This is a genomic window from Paenibacillus radicis (ex Xue et al. 2023) (assembly GCF_024722015.1).
Lineage (GTDB): Bacteria > Bacillota > Bacilli > Paenibacillales > NBRC-103111 > Paenibacillus_S.
Window position 1 is genome coordinate 106,176 of the sequence record NZ_JANQBD010000006.1, and the last position, 21,864, is coordinate 128,039.

Genomic DNA, 21,864 nt, shown 5'->3' on the forward strand with positions numbered 1-21,864 from the left:
CCCCTTTCGGGGTTCTTTTGCGGTGAATTGATTTTGTATTAAAGCCTCGAGCACCTTCCAAAAGCCAGGTCAGAAACCTTGTTCACTTTATTGCAGTACAGGTACTACCCTAACGTGTCTTTGGCACATCCCTCCGCTTCTATCTGGAGTCTAATACCATATTACTGGAATGTTTCGTTGAATCGTTCAACGGAACCACACCTCTCTTTTCACCGCTGATAATAGTATGTCCGCCGATTTTCATTTCATACACCGTACATTTACTTTTCTTTAATAATGACCTTTGTGCCCAATGGAATATGACGGTACAGCCATTCTATATCCCTGTTGTGCATACGGACGCAGCCCGATGAGGCATGGCTTCCTATGGAATAAGGGCGATTGGTCCCATGGATTCCATACGTATACCCGCCAGTCCCTCTAACACTGATGCCCAGCCACCTTGATCCTAAAGGGTTTTGAGGATGTCCGCCAGGAATTTGTTTTCTTACATACCAGGGCTTAACTATTTTGGTCACAATATGAAACTCGCCGACAGGAGTAAGTTCCTTTCTGCGGCCCGTTGCAACCGGGAATCCATACATGGCGCGGCCATTAACATATACGGTGAGCCAGTTTCTTTTCTTATTAATTTCGATATATACTCCTTCTTCTTGAAGAGCCTCCAAAGGGATAGGAGCATGGGAAGCAAATACCGCCTTTTGAGCCGGTAAACATAGGAGTATACACATTATAAAGACAATTACAGCTTTTGATATTTTCAATCCGCTCTCATCCTTTACCTTTAATGCAATCTTATTGTTAGCTAAGTCAAAATAATTATGTGCAGCTGATTTGAATACGCACGCTTATAAACCAATTATTGACAAATTAGAACTTAACGATTATGTTGTATATAAACATATATATGTTTATATATATAATATTTTATATTATGGAGATGATTGAGTAATGAAAACAAGACAAGATGCATTAACCGAACTTATGAATCGTGAAGCCTTGGAGCTTCAGCTTAAGCAAACGATTAAATCAGACGAAAATGTTGCTCTGGCTTTGATCGATGTCGATCATTTTATGGAAATCAATAACGAATTTGGACATGATACCGGTGATCACGTACTGCAAACGATAGCCAATCTGTTGAAGGAAGCCGCAGGAGAATATGCTTTTCGTGTATCAGGGGATGAATTTGCAATTATGTTGGTGGGTGAAAGTCTTGAGCAGGCATTTTTGAAAATGGAAAATGTGCGGGCTGGGATCTGTGCGGCCCAAGACCGGTTTCAAATCCGGTTGGACAACCCTCCGTTCATAAGTGTAACTATCGGTGTAGCGCAATATCCGAGGGATTGCAAAGACGAGAATTCATTAATGCGTGCCGCCAATGCCGCTTTGATGGCCGCAAAAGAAGCCGGAAGAAATCAGGTTTCACTGCCTCCCAATGAAGATATGATTATGAAGACCTGCTATTATCCCGCCACTCTCGTGCGTCGTCTCAAAACTTTGGCAGAAAAGTCAAAAAAGAAAGAATCCTTTTTATTTCGTGAAGCTTTAACCGATTTACTGCGGAAATACGATCGTATCGAGGAGTGAGCTAACATGCACCTCAAAGGAAAATGGGCTTGTTATGGTGCAGCGTCAGGAGCAGGGCTCATGCTTGGCTCTATTGCCTTACAGCATTTGGGTACTTGGGGACTGATCCTAGGCTTATTAATCGCTGTTTTAGGAGGGGGATGGCTCGCTTTACAAATATTCCGAATCTACGAGCTAAGCATAAATGACGAGGGAACCGGACTCTATAACCGACGATATTTATTTCAAAGACTTTCATATGAATTCAAAGGCAAGCATAGCGCAGAAAAGCTGGTTTCCATGCTGGTAATTGATATTGATGATTTTCGGGGGTTCAACACAAGATTTGGTCATTTGGCCGGGGATTATGTATTAAGATCTGTCGCAGAGGCTTTGAGAAGCAGTATACGCAGGTATGATACGGTGGGACGATGGGGTGGAGAGGAGTTCGCTGTTATTCTTCCAGGTGCGAATGGGGCTGAGGCCCTTGCAATAGCCGAACGCATACGTGAACGGGTTCAAGGAATGGAATTATATTTCGGACAACATCATGATATGCAAGTTACCGTCAGCATAGGAGCGGCCGTATACCATGGTCAATTTACTCATTCCAAGGAGCTTGTTCATGAAGCCGATCAAGCCATGTATAACGCAAAACAGCTTAAGAATGCCGTTCTTCTCGCCTCCGGATAGCTTCGCCCTCCCCTTGTCCAAAGCCAATCCGGCTGCCATACCAACGTAAAACAAGCTCCCCGGGTAGCAATCCAGAGAGCTTGTTCCATTTAACTCCATCCATTCATTTATACTGCGCCTAATTTTTTCAAGTTATTAAAGCTCGTTTCCAGACATTGGAAAGGGTCACGTCCATAGCTTTGATCCTGCTCTACGGCAGCCCATTCAACACCAATTTCACGGCATGCGTTTAAAATGGCAGGGAAATTCATGTTCCCTTCACCAACCTCAGCAAATAACTGCTCCCGTTCAGCCGTTACCGCCATATCCTTCAAATGTACCACCTTCATACGGCCATCAAACTTCCGAACCCATTCAACAGCGTCGCCTCCGCCTGCTTGTACCCAATAAACATCGAGTTCAAAATCGAAAGCGCTCGGATCGGATTCTTCCAATAATATCTCCATACCGGTTTTTCCATCGAATTTAGCAAATTCAAAGTTATGGTTATGATAAATAAATTTCAGTCCTGCTGCGTCCAGTTTTCTTCCAATTTCGGATGCTTCTTTAGCAAAGCTTATGTACCCTTCCTTGCTGCTGCGGTATTCATTAGGCATTCCACCGAGTCCTACATATTTGCAGCCCCATAACTGGTGCTTTTGAATGACCTCATCCAATCTCTCCGTCAGGTCCTGGTATGGAATATGAGTAGCGCAAATAGTCAATTGTTCACCATCTGCGAGATCTTTCAGTTCTTGATTTCCAATCGGGCCTACTCCGGAAACTTGAACGGCGTTATATCCAATCTGCTTTACTTTCTTCAAAGAATCAGCGATGCTCTCAGGAGTTTTCAAAAACTCTCTAACCGTGTAAAGCTGTGCTGCAATTTTCATTTCACTCGCTCCTTTTAGGTGTTTACTTGTTAAAACTGATTTTGGAAACACTTACACAGGCATTCAACTAAACTTTACCACACTTGCCAAGCCATTACACTGTACTTTTGTTACAAAAAAAGCTGTAATAACCGCTGCTTATTATTAACGTTAATCTTGTTGACATCCGCATACTCCATAGATATAATCCTCTCATAAAAGCCTTCTTTACAATGAAAGCGTTAGCACAAATTACTACTACATAATATTAGGAGGATACAAGAAATGTCCAAGCATGAAATTGCGGTAATTCCTGGTGATGGCATCGGCAACGAGGTCGTTCCTGCAGCTCTTGATGTATTGAATACAGTGGCCGAAGTTCATGGTGGTATCTCATTCGAGTTCACGAATTTCCCTTGGAATTGCGATTATTATTTAAAGCATGGCATCATGATGCCAGAGGACGGCTTGAATACTTTACAATCATTCGAAGCTATCTTCTTAGGAGCCGTAGGAGATCCTGCCAAGGTTGCTGATCATATTTCTTTATGGGGCCTGCTCATCAAAATTCGTCGTGAGTTCGAGCAAGTGATTAACATCCGGCCAGCTAAATTTATAAATGGCATTGTATCCCCACTGACTAATCCCAATGATTTCGATCTTATCGTTGTACGTGAAAACAGTGAGGGTGAATATAGCGAAGTCGGAGGAAGAATACATAAAGGCGAGGATCAAATCGCTATTCAGAACGCTATCTTTACCCATAAAGGAACAGAGCGAGCCATCCGCTACGCATTTGAATTGGCGGCCAAACGCAAAGGACATGTGACAAGTGCAACGAAATCGAATGGTATCTTCCATTCCATGCCATTCTGGGATGAAGTTTTCAAAGAGGTTAGCCTCGACTATCCGGAAGCCAGAACAGCTTCCTATCATATCGATGCATTAGCAGCCTTTTTCGTCACCAAACCTCATATCTTTGATGTTATTGTTGCCAGCAACTTATTCGGCGACATCCTGACTGATATCGGAGCAGCCATTATGGGCAGCATCGGCATCGCCCCGGCAGCCAACATTAATTTGAACGGGAAGTACCCTTCTATGTTCGAACCCGTTCATGGCTCAGCTCCAGATATCTGTGGCAAAGGCATCGCCAATCCAGTCGGACAAATCTGGACGGCCAAGATGATGCTGGACCATCTCGGTCAGCAAGAGCTTGGACAAAAGGTACTGACAGCAATGGAGGAGACCATATCGAATGGAATAAAAACACCTGATATTGGTGGGAACGCCTCAACAAAAGAAATGACTGAGGACATCTGCCGCAGATTAAAGAAATAGTTGATAATAAACAGAGGTTAATCCATATACTGCGGATTAACCTCTGTTTATTATATCCGTTAAAACTTGAAGCCAAGCCCACCGTCTACGGACAACATTTGACCCGTAATTTGACCTGCATTGGCGGAGCATAGGAACACTACGGAATTCGCAATGTCATCCTCCGTTTGCAATCTGCCAAACGGCATGGCAGAGGAACGCTGCTCCGGCCAGTCCTCGTCCTCCCCTTTTGCCCGCATGAGAGCCCTTTCCCCATGGGAAGCTACCCAGCCTGGATGTACACCGTTTACCCGGATATTGTGCTTCGCTAATGAACGGGCTAAATTCCGGGTCAGCGTAACAACTCCTCCTTTGGAAATAGCGTAGGCGAACAACTCCTCTCCGCCAACACTCGCATGGAGTGAGCCAATATTTACAATGCATCCCCCGCCTTGCTTGATCATGACAGGAACCGCGGCTTTACACATCAGGTAAACACCTTTTAAGTTAATATCCATGACCCGGTCCCAGAAAACCTCATCTGTTTGAAGCAAATCAGCTCTCGGAAATATTCCAGCATTATTGACTACAAAATCCAGCCTTCCAAACTTCTGCTCAGCAACACTAACCGCATTATTAACTTGATCTGATTGGGAGACATCACATTGTACGTATACGACCTCCTTCCCTTGACTCCGCCATTGCTCCGCCGCTTGTTCCCCATCCAGAGAAGCGTCCGCAATAACAGCCTTTGCTCCATTTTCCAGAAACTGCTTGACGATGGAGGCGCCAATTCCTTTGGCTCCACCTGTTATTAAGGCAATTTTCCCATCAAAGTTCAATTGTATGGCTCCTTCGCGTTTTTTATTATGTTTTAGAGGCGAAGCTGAACGAGTCTAAGATTGCAAAAAAAAGCTGCATCTAAATATGCGAATGTATCTTCGTCGAATAGAGTTCGAACAGAGGCTTTTCTTATTTCCAGCAAACAATCGTTTCCCCAGTCAAATAATCGGCTTGTGGGCCGCAGAGAAACATCACAATTTTGGACATGTCTTCTGGATGAGCAATTCGCTGAAGCCTGGAGAGGCCTTCTTCATTATTAACGGTACGAGTCGCCGAGAAGCGGGCTGTATAGGTGGGGGCCGGTGAAATACAATTTACATTCACATCATACGGCCGCATCTGCTGGGCCAAGCTTCTTGTGTAATGGGAAATACCCAGCTTGGCAGCAGCGTATATCACGCCTGACGTAACTGGAATATGGCCTGCGATCGAGCCCACATTAACAATCTTGCCGAAGCGCCGCTCACGCATATGCTGACCAACAAATTTGCAAGTGTACATAGTAGATAACATATTGCGCTCGACTACCGACCGAATATCCTCCACACTAATATCCAGTGAATCGTTAGGTTCAGGCCGAGGTGTCTTGGAGCCTATGTCGCCACCCGCATTATTGATTAATATATCAATGGAGCCTAGCCTTTCAATGGACTGCTTAATTAATTGCTCAACCTGCTCTGGATCTGCCAAATCGGCGGCTATAAACATAGACTTCACACCTAATGCGGCTGCTTCCTCGGCTACTTGAAACCCGCTGGCCGCTTCGTTAAATTCCGCGGACTTCATTGCCGTCTCATCGTGAATAATGACATTAGCTCCCGCACGGGCCAAGTCCATGGCATATTGCCTGCCGAGACCCCTGCTAGAGCCGGTGACAAGCGCATTTTTACCTTTTAAATCAAGGTCATTCATGTTGCTCCCTCAACTTTTCACGAGATTTTCATTATCGCGGAACTGTACAATCAATGACTTCAAATAGGCAAGGGCCGTTGCCATTTGCGATTGCTCGTATGCGGCTATCGAAGCGGGGGACTCCCCTCTCTCGAACGGAGTTCTCCAGTCGCCGCTTCCTCTTGCGTGGTCATGTACATAACGCAGCAAACGAGTTAGCTGGCTTGCGGAACGCGCAGGATATTCCGTCCAGAAATCCTCTTCAAGCACCCTGACATTCCGCGCCTCCAATGCACCGTGTTCTACGGACAATGTCATTTCCGGAGCAACTTCCGAGAAGATACTCAATAGCTCAGGGAAATCAATCGATCCTTGACCAAGGGGACATCTGACCAGTCTGTAGCCCTCCTCGTACCAATAAATCATATAGTCCTTTAAATGGACATTTTTCACATAAGGAGCTACCCGGCGAAAAAAGTCATTCGGTTCTTCAGCAGTTGCCAGAGGATTCCCCGTATCGAGATTAATACCGAATCGCTGCGACCCAATCGTTTCGCATAGCCAAAGCAATTCCTCGGAGGCAAGATCCTGATGATTTTCTACAGCCAGATTGACTCCCGTTTGCTCTGCTGTTTCAACAGCTTCCTGGAAGGACATGAGAATCTGCTCCAAAAAAGGCTTCCAGGTACCGGCCATATGCCTGCGGTCACCTCCGAATTTGGCTCCTCCAACAACCGTCCGTACCGTTATTGCTCCTACACGTTTGGCATACAGCAGCGCCTCGCATAAAGGAAGAGGATCAAAGCCGCCTGCGGCGATATTTATAAACATGCCTTTGGAGCGGGCATAATCAGCCACTTCATCGGGATTATGTTCTTTTAATAGATGAAAAGGGATTTCAATGCCTTCCAGACCATGGCTTTCCGTAACATCAATTAATTGTTTGGGTGTTATCGGTTTTTTGCCTGATTGCGGGTGGATACCCATATCATAGGTAGTCCCATAAACCGTAAGTCCGTATTTCATTTGCCTCAGCCCTTTCTTATTAAAGTTTCCTTTGTTATTGTGCTGTCCAGCCTCCATCGATAACAATGGAAGAGCCGGTCATAAAGCTCGAAGCTTCTGAAGCCAAATAAATGATTAGTCCCGTAAGCTCATCCGGGTTTCCCCAACGTTTGATAGCAAGGTGATCGAGGAAAAACTGGTTGGCTTCCGGATTATTTATGACTACCTTGTTCAGATCGGTAGCAAACGGCCCAGGACAAACGGCGTTGGCTGTAATGTTATGTTCGGCCCATTCCAACGCCATAACCTTAGTGAGTTGAATCAATCCGCCCTTGCTCGAGCAATAGGCTGAGCGCTCCGGAAGCGCAACAGTCCCCAGCATGGAAGACAAATTAATAATCCTTCCATACTGCTGCTTGATCATATAAGGGACTACAGCCTTCGCGCACAGGAAAGGGGCTTTCAGATTAGTGCTTTGCACAAGGTCCCAGCTGTCTTCGTCATAATCAAGGATCGGTTTACGGACGTTAATGCCCGCATTGTTGATCAGTATATCAATGCGCCCCAAAGCTTGGGTTGTTTCCTTCGCCATTCGGCTAACCTGATCGCCGTTCGTGACATCAACCGCTACTCCAATGGCTTGGCCGCCGGTTGCCTCACGAATCTGCCTTGCTCCTTCCGCTGCTTTTGCTTCATCCCTGCTGGTAACCGCAACTGTAGCCCCAGCCTCGGCAAGTGCCTTTGCAAATACAAGCCCCAATCCTTGGCATCCGCCAGTAATCAGTGCAACCCTGCCATCCAATTTGAACTTATCCAAGCTCATGTTCTTCCTCCTTAGATTTTCAACTTTAGTGTAACTTGCATCATAAGCGGTTTTGTGTTCAACAAATTAATATTTTGCTCCACCATCCGCAAGACCGCCGATTACAAATGACTGCGCTCCGAGGTATAAAACCGCAGCAGGAATGGTAGCAATAACCGATGAGCTCATGAGGAGCCCCCAAATAAACGTGTCCGAAAACTTAAAGCTGGCAATTCCAATCGTAGCGGTTTGCTGACTCGGACTCGTCGTAACGACCAGCGCATACAAAAATTCGTTCCAAGACATTGTAAAAGCAAAGGTTGCGACAACCGCAATTCCAGGCGCAGCAATAGGAAGAATGATCTTCCACAGCGTTTGCAGCCGGTTACAGCCATCGATCAGTGCCGCTTCCTCCAACGATTTGGGAATCGCCTTGAAGTAGCTGAGCAGCATATAGCAGCAATAAGGGACGATAAATGTCGGATAAATTATGAGCAAGCCGAACTTGTTGTCAGCAAAGCCGAGCTTGCTCACAAGAACGTACATTGGAATGAACAGCACCGCAGCCGGCATGAGATAGCAGATAATGATGCTCTTCGTCAAAAAATTTCTCCCGCGAAACTTCAGCCGGGTTAAGCTGTAGGAGCCAAAAATACTAATTACCAAGGATACCAAAGTAGCCAGACTGGATACATACAAGCTATTTTTCATATTGCCCATGAATTCCGTTTCTTTGAACAAATCCGAATAATGCTTGGTCGTGATTTCCGTTGGAATTAACCTTGGTTTGGCATCGTACATCTGATCATTAGGCGTAAACGAGGTCTTAACCATCCAGTACACGGGAAACAGCGTCCATATCAAACCGACAACTACGATAAAATAAATCAGAACCAGCTTTCGAACCGCACGTACTTGGGACGCTCTCATAACCGTTGCCACCTTCCCTCAATCCTCCTTATTGAGCTTTCGGGTCATAAGGAACATCAAGACTAGTAAAATGGGAATAATCGATCCCGCCACACTGAGTGATTTACCCATATTATTTTGGAGGAATGCCACTTCATAGGTGTAAACAGAAATTACTGCAGAGTTATACAAGGGACCGCCGCCTGTGATCAAAAATATGTTTTCAAAGTCATTGAACGTCCATATCGAAGACAGCATCGTAGTGATGATAATTACAGAGCTGATAGAAGGTATCGTGATGGAAAAAAACTGGCGGATGGTCCCTGCTCCATCAATCTTTGCCGCTTCATACAGCTGTCTGTCAATCGTTTGCAAGCCTCCAAGAATACTGAATAGAAAGAACGGGATGCCTCGCCAAATATTTACGATAATAACCGAGACCAAAGCAATATTCGCCCCGCTCAACCATGCTACCGGCACATCAATCAGCCCGATGTCCAGCAGCACTTTATTTATAATTCCGAAAGTGTCGTTATACATCCATTTCCATGTGAGAGCAGCTACCATTCCGGAGATTGCCCAAGGGACCAGGAACAGCACGCGGACAACCGACCTTCCGAAAAATTGCTGGTTAACGGTCAAAGCGAATACCATCCCAATTATCAGTTTGAAAAAGACATCAGTAACAAAATAAACAAACGTATTTTTTAATACTTTCCAATAGATGGGGTCAGAGAAAATTTCGCGATAGTTATCAAAACCGATAAAATGGGCGTCCGCGCCAACCGTTTTATCAGTCAGGCTCAGGTATAACGCATTGACAAAAGGAATGCCGATCACCACAAAGATGATGATGACGATCGGCATAACGGACGTATACCCCAAAGCCAATTCACTCTTTCGATTCGATTGAAGCATGCTTTCACCTGCCCTTGGAAGAGTACGTCGGTGTAAGTTTACAGTGTGTTATTTTTTCTCATAAATTTTCTTGAATTCTTTTTCCATTTCATCGAGAGCTTTTTGCGGATCTATCTTGTTGACGACAATTTTTTGCACGCCTTTTGAAAGAATATTTTCGCTGACTGCCTGGGATGCACGTGCATCCGGAGGACCGGGATCACCCAATGGCACTATGTTTCTCGTTGCGTCGAACCAGCTCTTATTTTCCGGTCTTTGCCAAAACTCTGTATTTTCAAGGCCATTCAATACGGGTCCCGCCAGTCCGTTGAGCTTCTCTAACAATTTTCCATAATAAGCTTTATCGAAAAAGTATTTGATGTACTGCTTGGCGGCTTCGGTATTTTTGGCTTTATTGAACATGATGAAAACCGTTCCTCCACCTGAACCAAACTGTCTTTTCGGACCAGCAGGCCATGGCATAATTAAGGTTTTCTCAAGCAGCTCCGGCTTATCTTTTTTCATTGCTGCGTAAATGCTGCTGGAGTTTAATACGATTCCCGCCTGTCCGGCCAGCCACAGATTGTTGTTGAAAGCATCATCACCGGTAATGCCGCCTTGAGGGGACAAGTTTTCTGCAAAAAAGCTGGCGTCAAATTTAATCGCTTCCACGGCTTCCGGTGTATTGATGGTGACCTTTCCCTCTTTATTGACGATATCGGTGCCGAAGCTTCTGATCAGATTGTTGATCCGGCCATCGGAATCTCCGCCCCCGCCAAGCTGAAAGCCCAAACCGTAGAAATTGTTTTTGGGATCATTGATAGCTTTTGCTACGTTTTTAACATCTTCCCACGTTTTGGGAGGCGCCAACTTCTTTTCCTCCAGCTTATCCTTTCGGACGTACATAACATTAGGACTATGATAAACCGGAACCTCGAACAATCCTTCTATCGCAAAAGCGTACTTCTTGGAATCTTCCCTGAAATCAAATTGCTTCAATATATCCGAAACATCCATCAGCTGATTGTTGCCTACGAATTGTTTGGCGACAAAGTCGTCAGCTAACAGTAAATCAGGAGGATTACCTGCTTCTACCGCTGCCAATAGCTTTGTTTTTACATCAGCAGGCGGAATTGCCACATACTCCACATCAACATTAAATTCCTTGGAAAATTGGGCTACTCTCTCTTTTTGAAAGTCATTGTAATCCTTCACATATTCCGATTTATCCCAAAAAATGAATTTACCCTTCTTGGGCTCCGGTTTAGCTTCGGGCTTGGCTTCAGCAGGTTGTGCCGGCTTCGCATTCCCGCTGTCCTTGCTGGTTGAAGCCGGTGTGTTGGCTCCCCCCGAGCTGCATGCAGTTGTAAAAATTAACCCCATCATAAGCGTCACAGACAATGCTTTCTTTAACATAGTTATCCTCCTTAAAGTTTTGCTTTAGCAAAACTTGCGTCGTAAGCATAAACTGAGTTGTTGTAAGAAAACTTGCTTCGTAAGCATCAGGCTTAGAGTTAAGCCTAAGTGAAGCATTCGTGAGCATTTACTAAGTGTTTGCCAGAAAAACAGCTGATCTAAATCCGTTCATTCCTCTTCGGCTGCCCATTCGTAAGCCAAACGAGGCACCTGTGTAGCAAGCTTGCCTCCACTGATGTCGATCATCGTACCGGTAATATAGACGGCAAAATCAGAAGCCAGAAAACAGATCAAATGGGCGATTTCTTGTTTATTGCCCCAACGCCGCAAGGAAAGATTGTCCAACAGCTCCTTCTGCTCTTGAGGAGAACGGTCGGCAAATCGATTCATATCGGTAGGGATGACCCCCGGAGCATAGCAGTTAACCGTGATGTTCCATGGACCGAGCTCTCCGGCAAGCACTCGGGTAAAATGCACGACCCCTGCCTTGGATGTGGCATATGCCGAGCCTCCTAAGCTTGGAATAATGGCCGCAAAGGAGGCTGCATTGATGATACGGCCATATTTCTGCCGCTTCATAATCGGGAGCACGGCCTTGCACATCAGGAATGTGCCTTTTAGATTAATATCGAGATTGAGATCCCAGATTTCCTCGGACATCGTCTCAACAAGCCCTCCACTGGCCACTCCAGCGTTGTTAACCAGAATGTCGATACGTCCGTACTTGTATTCAGCCTCCTGAACCACCTTCTCGATCGCGGAGAAATCACGGATATCGCATACCTGCTGGAATCCTTCAAAGCCATTTTCAGCAAACACTTGATTCAGGTCTGCCAGATGCTCCTCGTTTACATCGATCGCAATCGTTCTAACTCCTTCACCAGCTAATGTAAGAGCAATCTCCCGGCCGATTCCCCTGCCCGCTCCTGTCACAAGAGCAACTTTCCCACGCAGATCAATGAGCAATGGTATCCCCCTCCATTTAGTTGAATAGAACTGCATTCGCTTTATTGTAAGCACTTACATTTTGTATTCCACAAACGTTTGACAGTCAACTGAAAGTCAATAAAAATTTGGCCACATTTCCCGGATTGGTGATCAGCTTCTCAAAGCATTGCTGTCCATCTTCCAATGGAGCATGCGCGAGCCAGGGTCGAAGGTTAACCCTTCCTTCCTCTATCCATTGCTGCGCCGTTTCAAAATCAACGGCATTATATGCAAAAGCTCCCTTCATACTTATTTCATTACGTATCAAGGAATTAACTTGAAACTGACTGGCATCCTCGTGCAGCCCTGTAAAAATAACACGACCGCCCGGTTTAACATTGTCGGTGCATTGCGTGCGAGTGACCTCCAAACCAACCGCATCTACAGCTGCATCGAAGGCATCCATTCCTTGGTCCCGGCGGAGCGTATCAAGCCTCACAGCGGTCACTGCTCCCAATTGTGAAGCAATTTCCAGACGCTGCTCATTAATGTCGATGACTGTGATGTTCCTAAGTCCGTAAACTTGCGCTGCCAGCATAGTAAAAAGTCCGATAGGCCCCGCACCAACGATTAACAAGCTATCCCTAGGCGTAAGCTGCAAAAGTCGGCAAACATGGACGGCGCAGGCAAAAGGCTCTGTTAGTGCTCCATCATCGAAGCTAACCGTATCCTTTAGCAAATATACATTTTTCTCCACAACGGTCACATACTCCGCGAATGCTCCAGGAAAATGCGCGCCCAGCAGTTTACGATGCAGACATATTTGTGAGGAACCGGAGATGCAATCGCGGCACACTCCACAAGTTACAAGCGGGTTCACGGTAACTCGGTCACCCACGTTAAATCTGCTTGCTTCTGCACCCGTTTGTGTAATAGTCCCGGCAAATTCATGTCCCATAATCAAGGGAGGCTTGCGAAGAGAGTTATGCCCCAAATAGCCGCTGAGTTCTGAACCGCATATGCCGACCCGCTCCACACGGATTAACACCTCACCCGCTTCGGGTATGGGCGTAGGCTGATTGCGAATGGTTAATACCTTCGGCCCCTCGTATACTAATGCTTTCATCTTTATCTCCTCCGGTCGCTGCTCATTGTACCATCAGCCATTCCCTTCCCTCTTCTCCCAGCCCTGCTTGAATAGAGGGATCCAGTTACCGGTGTGATACGGGTGCTGCGCAATGAGCTCAAGATTCAAATCCACGCCTAATCCGGGTCGATCCGGTGGTTGAAGATATCCTTGCTCTATTTTAAAAAGCGGTGTCAATACTTCTTCCTCCCATGGCTCATTAAACTCGTCAAATATTTCATGCATATAGAAATTAGGAGTTGCCATATTGAGATGAGAGCAGACCACTGAGCATATGGGACCTTGAGCGCTGTGCGGAGCAATGACGCCATTATGGGCATGAACCATACCGCATATTTGCTTCGATGCACTAATACCAAGAAATTGAGGCTCCAATTGGATAATATGCACGGCATCATGCTTCAGCAGCTCTGCAAATTGTTCTCTGCAATAATAATCCTCGCCGCAAGCTATAGGAACGGGACTGCGCTTAGCAACCTCAACCATAGAGGATATGTGCTGCGGCGGAACAGGTGCTTCGAACCAGGCGGGATTATAAGGCAGCATCGCTTCTGCAAATTGCAAGGCTGTATGAACGCTAAAGCGGTTATGGCCTTCTATCAAAATATCTACATCCGGACCAACAGAATCCCGCACTGCTGCGATAATGTTGAGAGCAAGCTCGAAATCTTTGCGTTCCACGGTGCGCCAAGCCGAGCCGAACGGATCGAATTTCAGAGCGGTATAACCTTTTTCCACAACTGTTTTAGCTTTCTCATAAAAGTTTTCAGGAGTTCGGGGTCCACGGTACCAACCGTTAGCATAGCAGCGAAGCTTCTCATGGCAGCGGCCGCCAAGCAGCTTGTATAACGGCTGATTCGTTGCTTTGCCGATAATATCCCAGCAAGCGGTTTCAATTGCAGCCAATGCTGAGCCTTGAATTTGTCCGCCGTCTGAATAGACGTCACGGATCATTTTTAAAGTTAACGCCTCTACATCAAATGCGCTCATCCCTATGTATAAATGCTTAAGCTCGTGTATGCAGGCTTCCACTGTTTTGGCAAACCCATTCAATGTGCCTTCTCCGATGCCATAAATGCCTTCTTCCGTATGAAGCTTGACAAACAGCCAATTTTTCCATGGATTACCGACGATATACGTTTCCACATCGGTGATCTTCATCAGGCAGCAGTCCTCCTTATTTCTAATATAGAAATTAAATTTCTATTTACAATTTTTACTATAAATAACACATTCTAATTCGTCAATATAAATATGACTTGACTTGGAATTTTTTATAAAATAACATTAAAACCAATCAATCCCCTGTTAAAATTATAAATTCAATTTCTAAAATATATGTCTCAATTTCCAAAAGGAGTACTGATGCTATGGGCCGAAGAAATCCAAATACGAAAGATACGAATCAGAAGGTGGCCTCATCGACGGTCGTGAAGGCACTGCATGTTTTGGAGCAGCTGGCTGCCTTATGCGATACAAGTCCGCAAGGCGCTTCCGTCAGCGAGATAGCCAAGCTTTCCGGCGAAAGTCCGAGCAGCGTCTGCAAACATCTTGCAGCCTTTCAGCAAAGCGGTCTTGTAGAACAGGATGAGCATTCCGAGCGGTACCGTATTGGCCTCTACTCGCTTCGCCTTGCTTCACTGGCGCTAAAAACGATGAATATTAGGGAAATTGCCTCCCCGTACTTGCGGAAATTGGCGGATCTTGCCGGTGAAACCGTGCACTTGGTCGTCCGTGACGGCTTGCGCGTCGTGTATATCGACAAGGTGGAATCATCCAAAACCATCCGCATGCATTCCCAAATCGGGCTGCGCAACCCTATGTACTGCACAGGGGTTGGAAAAGCAATATTGGCCTTTTCTCCCTCCTCACTAACAGACGCAGTCATAGCGGAGGGCTTAATTCCATTTACTCCTTACACCCTTGCTACTCAAGGAACGCTGGTGGCCGATCTGGAGCTAATTAAAGCCCGCGGCTTTTCTATCGACAATTGCGAGCATGAACCGGAGGTTCGTTGTGTTGCAGCTCCCATATTTAATCATCTGAAAGAGCCTGTTGCCTCTATCAGCATATCTGCACCCAAATGGCGCATGTCGGAAGAACGGATCGAAACTTCAGGGGTATGGATACGGGATACGGCTCTGGACATTTCAAACAGGCTTGGTTATATCCGGTAGAGCTGGCTTGTCGCTATTTATCGAATCTAATTAAAAAGCATTCCGTTCAAGCTGCCTGTTTACGGCAATTTGTGCGGAATGCTTTTTTTGAGGTTAGATGTGCGCGCACATACTTAGATTTGGGTTATTCACCTACCCGTGAATTTTTCTGACGATACAGCTGCGCTATTTGATCAATTCTGTTCGTCCATATGCCACCTGTATAACTGGAAGGCAGCCGCTTCGTGTCTTTTACTGTGTCGAAGCCTTCCGACCATCCTCCATCACCTGCAACGACAATGACACGAGTATCGACATTTTCCATTCTTTTCACAAATTTTTCAGGCCATCCCCATAACCAAGGAGCAAATTTCTCAGGAATGTGCAATTGGGTTTTCTTGCAGGAGGACGGGACGAAACCTGTCCAGCCTTCAGCGATATAATGAATTAAGCAGCCTTTCAGCGAAGCCATTGACATAACGCGGATGTCAGGAAGCTGTTTTTTTAACAAGGCAACCGGTTCATCTCCTCCGTAAACCGTTAGTTGACTTAGGCGTTTTTCCGGCAATTCAGAAAGATATTGAGCAAGAATCGCCCCTTCTTCCGGATTATTACTTTTAATATGAATCAAAAAAGAGCCTTCCGGAAAATAAGCCAGCACTTCTTCCATCGAAGGCATAAGCCCCACTCCTTTTCCCCGGAAAGGATAGGTTTTCCCATTATCTGCGGTATAGCCATAGCCAATATCGATTTTCTTTAATTGTGCCATAGTATAGTCTTTGGTCACGCCTTTTGCATCTGTTCGGCAATCTAGGGTCCAGTCATGAAAAACAGCGAATTGGCCGTCTTTGGTTGGCTTTATATCAAATTCCACCATGTCAGCACCAGCTCCAAACGCAACTTCCATAGATGGGATAGTGTTTTCCAAATAAGGATGATCAGGTTCATTTATGCGCTCCGCTGTACATGTATCATTCTTTATTCCATCCATACTGAATGTTTGTGCAAGTCCCCGATGAGCAAGTAAAAACGGCGCTCCAGTGCTTTTCGTGAAAAGAGAACTATTATTCAGATATATAAATGTAACCAGTACGAAAACAAATATCACCATTTTATTTTTTATTACTTTTTTAAAGCTCATCTAGTTGTCCTCCCAGTTATGAGATGTTTAGTTATACCAGCCTCGTAGCCTGATATTAATAGAATAGGCTCGATCGCTCAATAGCTGCGGCATCATATTTGAATGATAAGATTCTGATGCTAGCCGCTGTTCCTGAGGTTGATTAAACGATACTCGTTTCAATTAGCGGAAAGCCTGTAATGTGCAACCGTTCTACGGGAGGATCGAATGAGAGAGCAACATTTTAAATGCTGTATCGTGATATAACTAAAATTGAAAAAGAAGAGGAGATGAGAAGATGAGCAAATTGAAAGGCAAGGTTGCATTGGTAACGGGAGCAAGTCGAGGGATTGGACGGGCTATTGCCCAACGTTTGGCACAGGATGGCGCTTTAGTGGCTGTTCATTACGGCAAGAACCGTGAGGCTGCAGAAGAGACGATTAGGCTGATTAAACAAAGCGGCGGTTCAGCTTTCATGATCGAAGCTGACCTTTCCTGTACAAGTGGTGTACACATCATTTTCGAAGCATTGGAAGCGGCACTTCAAGAAAGAGCGGAGGATAGTCGTTTGGATATTCTGGTAAACAATGCCGGAGGCGCTCTAATGAAAACCATTGAGCAAACGACCGAGCAAGCTTTCGATGAATTGGCGGCCGTTAATGTAAAGGCTCCCTTTTTCCTGATTCAACAAGCATTGCCGCGGTTGAGAGATGGAGGCAGCATTATAAACCTCTCGTCAGCCGTAACAAGAATTGCAATTCCCGACATCCCTGCATACAGCATGACCAAGGGAGCAATCAACACGCTGACGCTCACTTTAGCCAAGCTGCTCGGACCTCGTGGGATAACCGTCAATGCTGTGATGCCGGGATTTATCGAAACGGATATGCAAGCAGATGTACTTCAAAATCCAGAGGCGAGGAAGTTCGGTGCCGACTTTTCCATTTTTGGCAGATGGGGTCAAACGCAAGACGTAGCGGATATTGTTGCATTCCTTGCCTCGTCTGACAGCCGTTGGGTAACCGGGCAATTGATCGATGCTAGTGGAGGATCACATCTGTAAGCTTTACTCACAATATGGAGAAAATAGCTAATGTTTTTTTGAATGTTGCTTAAGTGGTGGCGCAAGTACCGATGTTCAAAGGTTGCTTTCTTTGTAGAGGAGACCAGGATTTTCGGACGGCTGCCTTAAGGAAGGAAATAGATGGAAATCCTCACGTTAATTCAGGGTGAATATCGCTTGAAATCAATCTAACTGGAAAAAATGCAGCTAATATAGGTGATCTTGTTGTTATCAGCCAAAATACGTAGAATTAACATGAGAAATTCCAGCTATAGGGCTTGGAACGCTATTTTCCGGAACAATTAACATGACATATTCCCGATAATTGTTTAGGGTTCGGTAGGTGTCCCTGCAATGCCGTAATCGAACCCTCAACTATCCCTTAACTATCAATCATCAATCATCAATCCTTAACCCTCAGCCTTAACCATCAATCCTTAACCCTCAGCCTTAACCATCAACCATCAATCCCTAACCCACAACCATAACATTCATCCCTTAACCCTGATTACCACAATCCTGATGCCCAAGATTAGCACATGCTCAAAAGTGACCTCATGTCTTTATTTCGCTGAGAATACCCATGGTGGGGTTGCCTCAAAAGGGTAAACCCTAGTGAGTGAATCCCATAAATTCGCAAACGACCCTTCAACATAAAAAGTGCTTCTATTCGAAGCCCTCTCGATGAAGATACTTTCGTGTCCTGGAGGTGACTTTGCTTGCAATATTAAAAGGCAAACCTCCAGTTCAAACTTATACTTCTAATATTATAAAAAGTGCACCTCCTAGAATTTCATTGGATAAACCAGCGGTTTATTCAATGTCTATTCTATGGGGTGCACTCCAATAACAATGTGGAACTGTGGGTTCTTTTGAAACCGTATATTCAGGATAAAGTGGTGAATGAGCTGTCCTTATTACGTCTTAAATGTTTAACGAAGCTTCCAATAAAGCTCGTTCCATCTCAGCTCGTTACGGAATGCTTGCACGGATGTGTTTTTATTAATAACCACACATTCAATCCCAACCATTTCCGCCCAATCCACGAGCTGCTCGGTGGTGACTTTGTAGGAGAATACAGTGTGATGGGCTCCGCCAGCATAAATCCAGGCTTCAGCGGAATCACGCAGCGACGGCTGCGGCTTCCATAGCACACGAGCTACCGGCAGCTTCGGCATTTCTTTGAGAGGTTTTACAGCATCTACCTCGCTTATAATAAGACGGAAACGGTTGCCCATATCTACAAGAGAAGCGTTAATTGCGAAACCGGAATCCCCGTCAAAGGTCAACCTTGCAGGATCGGCTTTACCACCGATGGAAAGCGGGTGAACCTCGATTTTGGGACGTGTTGCAGCAATAGTCGGACATACCTCAAGCATATGCGAACCTAACACCAGCTCATTCCCAGGCTCGAAATGATAAGTGTAATCCTCCATAAATGAGGTGCCAACATTGCCGGAAATCATTTTCATCATACGCACTAGCGCTGATGTCTTCCAATCTCCTTCTCCGCCGAAGCCATAACCCGCCGCCATCAAGCGCTGTGAGGCCAGGCCCGGAAGCTGCTTCATTCCATGCAAATCCTCGAAGGTCGTAGTGAAGGCACCGAAGCCGCCCTCCTGCAAAAATGATTTCAAACCAAGCTCAATACGAGCCTGTTCCAAAATAGCGTCCTGTACAGGGCCGCTCTCAAGTCCTGCCGGAACAATCGTATACAGCTCGGCATATTCCTTGTACAGCTGATTAACCTCAGCATCTGAAAATTCATTCATCCGCTGCACAAGATCGCCAATTCCATAACCATTTACGGACCAGCCAAACTTAATTTGCGCTTCAACTTTATCGCCATCAGTAACGGCAACCTGGCGCATATTGTCGCCAAACCTAGCTACCTTCAGATTGCTTCCCTCAGTATAAGCAACAGCAGTATGCATCCAGCCGCCAATGCGGCCACGTGTTTCCCCGTTCTCCCAATGTCCTACTACTACTTTGCGTGAAATACCCATACGGGTTCCAATAAAGCCATACTCACGATCACCATGAGCGGATTGATTCGTGTTCATGAAATCCATGTCGATCGTATCCCATGGAATGTCACGGTTATACTGGGTGTGCAGGTGCAGAAGCGGTTTGCGCAGCTCCGTGAGTCCTGCGATCCACATTTTGGCCGGAGAGAAGGTGTGCATCCAGGTGATCAGTCCTGCGCAGGAATCGTCAGCATTAGCATCAATACATATTCTACGAATAGCATCCGGTGTAGTAAGAACAGGCTTAAACACTATTTTAAAAGGAATTGCAGCATCTCGGTCCAACGACTCGACAATATGTCTGGAATGTTCAGCTACCTCATCCAATGTTTCCGGTCCATACAAGTGCTGGCTTCCGGTTAAAAACCAAAATTCATAAGGCTTTACAGTCAACATAGTTAGCCCTCCTCGGGAAATTAGGAATAATAAACAATGATTTCTTTATACCGCTTCCATTTGCATACAGGGATCCATAGAACAACGTTCCTGCTTGTTTCTCTATGCAGTCGTTTCTTTTATCGCTTTCAAACGCTTCATTACGTTGTTTTCACCACGTCCGAAGTAATCATGCAGCTTGCTGTATTCCTGGTAAAGCAGCTCATAGACAGCCACGTTTTCCGGAATTGGCTTGTAGGTGTCCTTGCGGACACGAGCCATCTTTTGCGCAGCCTCCACGATCGTATCGTATCCGCCCTGTGCCGCTCCTGCTGCTACTGCGCCGAACATAGCCGCACCTAATGCAGGTGTCTGCTTGGAATCGGCAATTTTGATTTCGCGATTGGTTACATCCGCATAAATTTGCATAAGCAGTCGGTTCTTTTGCGGAAGCCCGCCGCATGCACACAACTCGTGAACCTCCACACCGTTATCTTGAAAGGCATCGACAATCTTGCGGGTTCCGAATGCTGTTGATTCCAGCAATGCTCGGTAAATTTCCTCCGGCTTCGTCAACAAAGTACAACCAATCAGCAAGCCAGTCAGATCCGTATCAACGAGTACGGAACGGTTGCCATTCCACCAATCCAGCGCCAGAAGCCCGGTTTCTCCCGGTTGATAATCTGAAGCCTTCGCTTCCAGCCATTCGTGTACATTAACGCCTTCTTTCTCGGCAGCTTCCTTCACATAAGCGGGAACACCCTGCTCCACGTACCATGCAAAAATATCTCCTACCGCCGATTGCCCAGCCTCATAACCCATATATCCGGGAATAATGCCGTCTTCCACAACGCCGCACATACCTTCCACACGCTTTTCTTCAGTTCCAAGCAGCATGTGACAAATCGATGTTCCCATTGCCATGACCAGCTTCCCTGGACTAACCACCCCTACACCTGGGACAGCGGCATGTGCATCCACATTGCCTACTGCAATCGCTATGCCAGGCTTCAATCCCATTAGCCCGGCCATTTCTGGAGTAAGCTCTCCCGCTTTCGTGCCTAACGGAACTACTTCTCCGCGCAGCTTCGTTTCCGTCAAATTTTCCAACTGTGGATTCAACGCTTTAAAAAACTCACGGCTCGGATAGCCGTCCTGTTTATGCCAGATCGCCTTATAGCCAGCTGTACAGCTGTTGCGCACTTTATTCCCTGTCATTTGGAAAACTACCCAATCCGTTGCCTCAAGGAACATATCGGTTTGTTCATACAGCTCAGGCGCTTCATCAAGAATTTGCCATACTTTGGCGATCATCCATTCCGAAGAAATTTTCCCCCCATACCTTGGAAGGAAGGTTTCCCCTCTCTGCTCTGCAATCTCATTGATCAGATTCGCTTCATCCTGCGCTGCGTGATGCTTCCATAGCTTGACCCAGCTATGAGGCTGATCCTTCAGCTCCGGTTTGAAGCAAAGCGGCGTTCCGGCAGCATCTACCGGCAGCATGGTGCAAGCCGTGAAATCAATACCGAGCCCAATTACATCGGCAGGATCAACACGGGATGCTTTCATTACCGCAGGTACGGACTGTTTAAGCACCTCGATATAATCTCCAGGATGCTGCAGCGCCCAATCGAATTCCAACTTCACATTCGAATCAGGAAGCTGCTCATCAATAACATTATGCGGATAAGGTGTTACATGATCCGCTACTTCAGTACCGTCCGTCAGATCAACAAGAACTGCTCTTCCTGATTCGGTACCGTAATCCACACCAATCGCGTATTTTGGAGCCATTATCATTTCTCCCTTTGCAGCTTAGAATAGTTTCAAAATACAGTCCATATTTATGCAAT

The 21,864-nt window shown here is 45.8% G+C and carries 20 protein-coding genes; 5 read left to right on the forward strand and 15 right to left on the reverse strand.

Annotated features, from left to right (window positions below; all coding sequences use genetic code 11):
- Nucleotides 1–260: 260 nt before the first annotated feature.
- Nucleotides 261–764: a L,D-transpeptidase gene (locus NV381_RS09785; protein WP_258213095.1), complete on the reverse strand. Its 504-nt coding sequence runs from the start codon at nt 762–764 to the stop codon at nt 261–263.
- A gap of 187 nt (nt 765–951) precedes the next feature.
- On the opposite strand from NV381_RS09785, the gene NV381_RS09790 reads away from it, so the two are divergent.
- Together NV381_RS09790 and NV381_RS09795 are read left to right on the forward strand one after the other, a co-directional pair.
- A complete protein-coding gene (locus tag NV381_RS09790; RefSeq protein ID WP_258213096.1) occupies nt 952–1,590 on the forward strand; it encodes a GGDEF domain-containing protein in 639 nt (212 codons plus the stop codon).
- Nucleotides 1,591–1,596: 6 nt separating this feature from the next.
- Complete coding sequence (locus NV381_RS09795; RefSeq protein ID WP_258213097.1) at nt 1,597–2,262, forward strand: GGDEF domain-containing protein; 666 nt, start codon at nt 1,597–1,599, stop codon at nt 2,260–2,262.
- Between the two features lie 107 nt (nt 2,263–2,369).
- On the opposite strand, the gene NV381_RS09800 is transcribed toward NV381_RS09795, so the two are convergent.
- Entirely contained in the window at nt 2,370–3,134 is a 765-nt protein-coding gene (locus NV381_RS09800; RefSeq protein WP_258213098.1) for a sugar phosphate isomerase/epimerase family protein, read from the reverse strand.
- Nucleotides 3,135–3,398: 264 nt separating this feature from the next.
- Here NV381_RS09800 and NV381_RS09805 point away from each other — a divergent pair, with 264 nt between their 5' ends.
- Nucleotides 3,399–4,454, forward strand: coding sequence for a tartrate dehydrogenase (locus tag NV381_RS09805; protein WP_258213099.1), 1,056 nt, complete (start codon nt 3,399–3,401; stop codon nt 4,452–4,454).
- A gap of 59 nt (nt 4,455–4,513) precedes the next feature.
- Here the strand turns inward: NV381_RS09805 and NV381_RS09810 are convergent, their stop codons facing one another.
- The 10 genes from NV381_RS09810 to NV381_RS09855 form a co-directional block, all read right to left on the reverse strand.
- Entirely contained in the window at nt 4,514–5,275 is a 762-nt protein-coding gene (locus NV381_RS09810) for an SDR family NAD(P)-dependent oxidoreductase (protein WP_258213100.1), read from the reverse strand.
- Nucleotides 5,276–5,405: 130 nt separating this feature from the next.
- The gene (locus NV381_RS09815) at nt 5,406–6,188 is read right to left on the reverse strand and encodes an SDR family NAD(P)-dependent oxidoreductase (protein WP_258213101.1); all 783 of its coding nucleotides are present in this window, start codon (nt 6,186–6,188) and stop codon (nt 5,406–5,408) included.
- Between the two features lie 9 nt (nt 6,189–6,197).
- The gene (locus tag NV381_RS09820; RefSeq protein WP_258213102.1) at nt 6,198–7,193 is read right to left on the reverse strand and encodes a sugar phosphate isomerase/epimerase family protein; all 996 of its coding nucleotides are present in this window, start codon (nt 7,191–7,193) and stop codon (nt 6,198–6,200) included.
- A 34-nt stretch (nt 7,194–7,227) separates the two neighbouring features.
- Nucleotides 7,228–7,995, reverse strand: coding sequence for an SDR family NAD(P)-dependent oxidoreductase (locus NV381_RS09825; protein ID WP_258213103.1), 768 nt, complete (start codon nt 7,993–7,995; stop codon nt 7,228–7,230).
- Between the two features lie 66 nt (nt 7,996–8,061).
- Entirely contained in the window at nt 8,062–8,916 is an 855-nt protein-coding gene (locus NV381_RS09830; RefSeq protein ID WP_258213104.1) for a carbohydrate ABC transporter permease, read from the reverse strand.
- A gap of 6 nt (nt 8,917–8,922) precedes the next feature.
- Nucleotides 8,923–9,801 carry a carbohydrate ABC transporter permease gene (locus tag NV381_RS09835; protein ID WP_258213105.1) on the reverse strand — a complete coding sequence of 293 codons (879 nt, stop codon included), beginning with the start codon at nt 9,799–9,801 and terminating at the stop codon, nt 8,923–8,925.
- A gap of 48 nt (nt 9,802–9,849) precedes the next feature.
- Nucleotides 9,850–11,196 (reverse strand): ABC transporter substrate-binding protein, encoded by a 1,347-nt coding sequence (locus tag NV381_RS09840; RefSeq protein WP_258213106.1) that lies wholly within the window; start codon nt 11,194–11,196, stop codon nt 9,850–9,852.
- Between the two features lie 168 nt (nt 11,197–11,364).
- Nucleotides 11,365–12,162 carry an SDR family NAD(P)-dependent oxidoreductase gene (locus NV381_RS09845; RefSeq protein WP_258213107.1) on the reverse strand — a complete coding sequence of 266 codons (798 nt, stop codon included), beginning with the start codon at nt 12,160–12,162 and terminating at the stop codon, nt 11,365–11,367.
- A gap of 85 nt (nt 12,163–12,247) precedes the next feature.
- Nucleotides 12,248–13,249, reverse strand: coding sequence for a zinc-dependent alcohol dehydrogenase (locus NV381_RS09850; RefSeq protein WP_258213108.1), 1,002 nt, complete (start codon nt 13,247–13,249; stop codon nt 12,248–12,250).
- A gap of 33 nt (nt 13,250–13,282) precedes the next feature.
- On the reverse strand, nt 13,283–14,431 hold the full coding sequence (locus tag NV381_RS09855) for a mandelate racemase/muconate lactonizing enzyme family protein (RefSeq protein ID WP_258213109.1): 1,149 nt from the start codon (nt 14,429–14,431) through the stop codon (nt 13,283–13,285).
- A gap of 209 nt (nt 14,432–14,640) precedes the next feature.
- Between NV381_RS09855 and NV381_RS09860 the strand changes: the two genes are divergently transcribed.
- Nucleotides 14,641–15,447, forward strand: coding sequence for an IclR family transcriptional regulator (locus NV381_RS09860; RefSeq protein WP_258213110.1), 807 nt, complete (start codon nt 14,641–14,643; stop codon nt 15,445–15,447).
- A 124-nt stretch (nt 15,448–15,571) separates the two neighbouring features.
- Here NV381_RS09860 and NV381_RS09865 read toward each other — a convergent pair whose 3' ends face one another.
- Nucleotides 15,572–16,567, reverse strand: a complete 996-nt coding sequence (locus NV381_RS09865; protein ID WP_258213111.1) for a glycerophosphodiester phosphodiesterase family protein — start codon at nt 16,565–16,567, stop codon at nt 15,572–15,574.
- Between the two features lie 277 nt (nt 16,568–16,844).
- Here NV381_RS09865 and NV381_RS09870 point away from each other — a divergent pair, with 277 nt between their 5' ends.
- Nucleotides 16,845–17,609, forward strand: coding sequence for an SDR family oxidoreductase (locus NV381_RS09870; protein ID WP_258213112.1), 765 nt, complete (start codon nt 16,845–16,847; stop codon nt 17,607–17,609).
- Nucleotides 17,610–18,541: 932 nt separating this feature from the next.
- Here NV381_RS09870 and araA read toward each other — a convergent pair.
- Both araA and NV381_RS09880 read right to left on the reverse strand, forming a co-directional pair.
- On the reverse strand, nt 18,542–20,032 hold the full coding sequence (araA, locus tag NV381_RS09875) for an L-arabinose isomerase (protein WP_258213113.1): 1,491 nt from the start codon (nt 20,030–20,032) through the stop codon (nt 18,542–18,544).
- Nucleotides 20,033–20,134: 102 nt separating this feature from the next.
- On the reverse strand, nt 20,135–21,805 hold the full coding sequence (locus NV381_RS09880) for a ribulokinase (protein ID WP_258213114.1): 1,671 nt from the start codon (nt 21,803–21,805) through the stop codon (nt 20,135–20,137).
- Between the last annotated feature and the right edge of the window lie 59 nt (nt 21,806–21,864).

Bases quoted from the DNA above. Each gene is read 5' to 3' on its own strand.
- NV381_RS09790 (WP_258213096.1), top strand. From the start codon at position 952: ATGAAAACAAGACAAGATGCATTAACCGAACTTATGAATCGTGAAGCC.
- NV381_RS09795 (WP_258213097.1), top strand. From the start codon at position 1,597: ATGCACCTCAAAGGAAAATGGGCTTGTTATGGTGCAGCGTCAGGAGCA.
- NV381_RS09800 (WP_258213098.1), bottom strand. From the start codon at position 3,134: ATGAAAATTGCAGCACAGCTTTACACGGTTAGAGAGTTTTTGAAAACT.
- NV381_RS09805 (WP_258213099.1), top strand. From the start codon at position 3,399: ATGTCCAAGCATGAAATTGCGGTAATTCCTGGTGATGGCATCGGCAAC.
- NV381_RS09815 (WP_258213101.1), bottom strand. From the start codon at position 6,188: ATGAATGACCTTGATTTAAAAGGTAAAAATGCGCTTGTCACCGGCTCT.
- NV381_RS09820 (WP_258213102.1), bottom strand. From the start codon at position 7,193: ATGAAATACGGACTTACGGTTTATGGGACTACCTATGATATGGGTATC.
- NV381_RS09825 (WP_258213103.1), bottom strand. From the start codon at position 7,995: ATGAGCTTGGATAAGTTCAAATTGGATGGCAGGGTTGCACTGATTACT.
- NV381_RS09835 (WP_258213105.1), bottom strand. From the start codon at position 9,801: ATGCTTCAATCGAATCGAAAGAGTGAATTGGCTTTGGGGTATACGTCC.
- NV381_RS09840 (WP_258213106.1), bottom strand. From the start codon at position 11,196: ATGTTAAAGAAAGCATTGTCTGTGACGCTTATGATGGGGTTAATTTTT.
- NV381_RS09850 (WP_258213108.1), bottom strand. From the start codon at position 13,249: ATGAAAGCATTAGTATACGAGGGGCCGAAGGTATTAACCATTCGCAAT.
- NV381_RS09855 (WP_258213109.1), bottom strand. From the start codon at position 14,431: ATGAAGATCACCGATGTGGAAACGTATATCGTCGGTAATCCATGGAAA.
- NV381_RS09860 (WP_258213110.1), top strand. From the start codon at position 14,641: ATGGGCCGAAGAAATCCAAATACGAAAGATACGAATCAGAAGGTGGCC.
- NV381_RS09865 (WP_258213111.1), bottom strand. From the start codon at position 16,567: ATGAGCTTTAAAAAAGTAATAAAAAATAAAATGGTGATATTTGTTTTC.
- NV381_RS09870 (WP_258213112.1), top strand. From the start codon at position 16,845: ATGAGCAAATTGAAAGGCAAGGTTGCATTGGTAACGGGAGCAAGTCGA.
- araA (WP_258213113.1), bottom strand. From the start codon at position 20,032: ATGTTGACTGTAAAGCCTTATGAATTTTGGTTTTTAACCGGAAGCCAG.
- NV381_RS09880 (WP_258213114.1), bottom strand. From the start codon at position 21,805: ATGGCTCCAAAATACGCGATTGGTGTGGATTACGGTACCGAATCAGGA.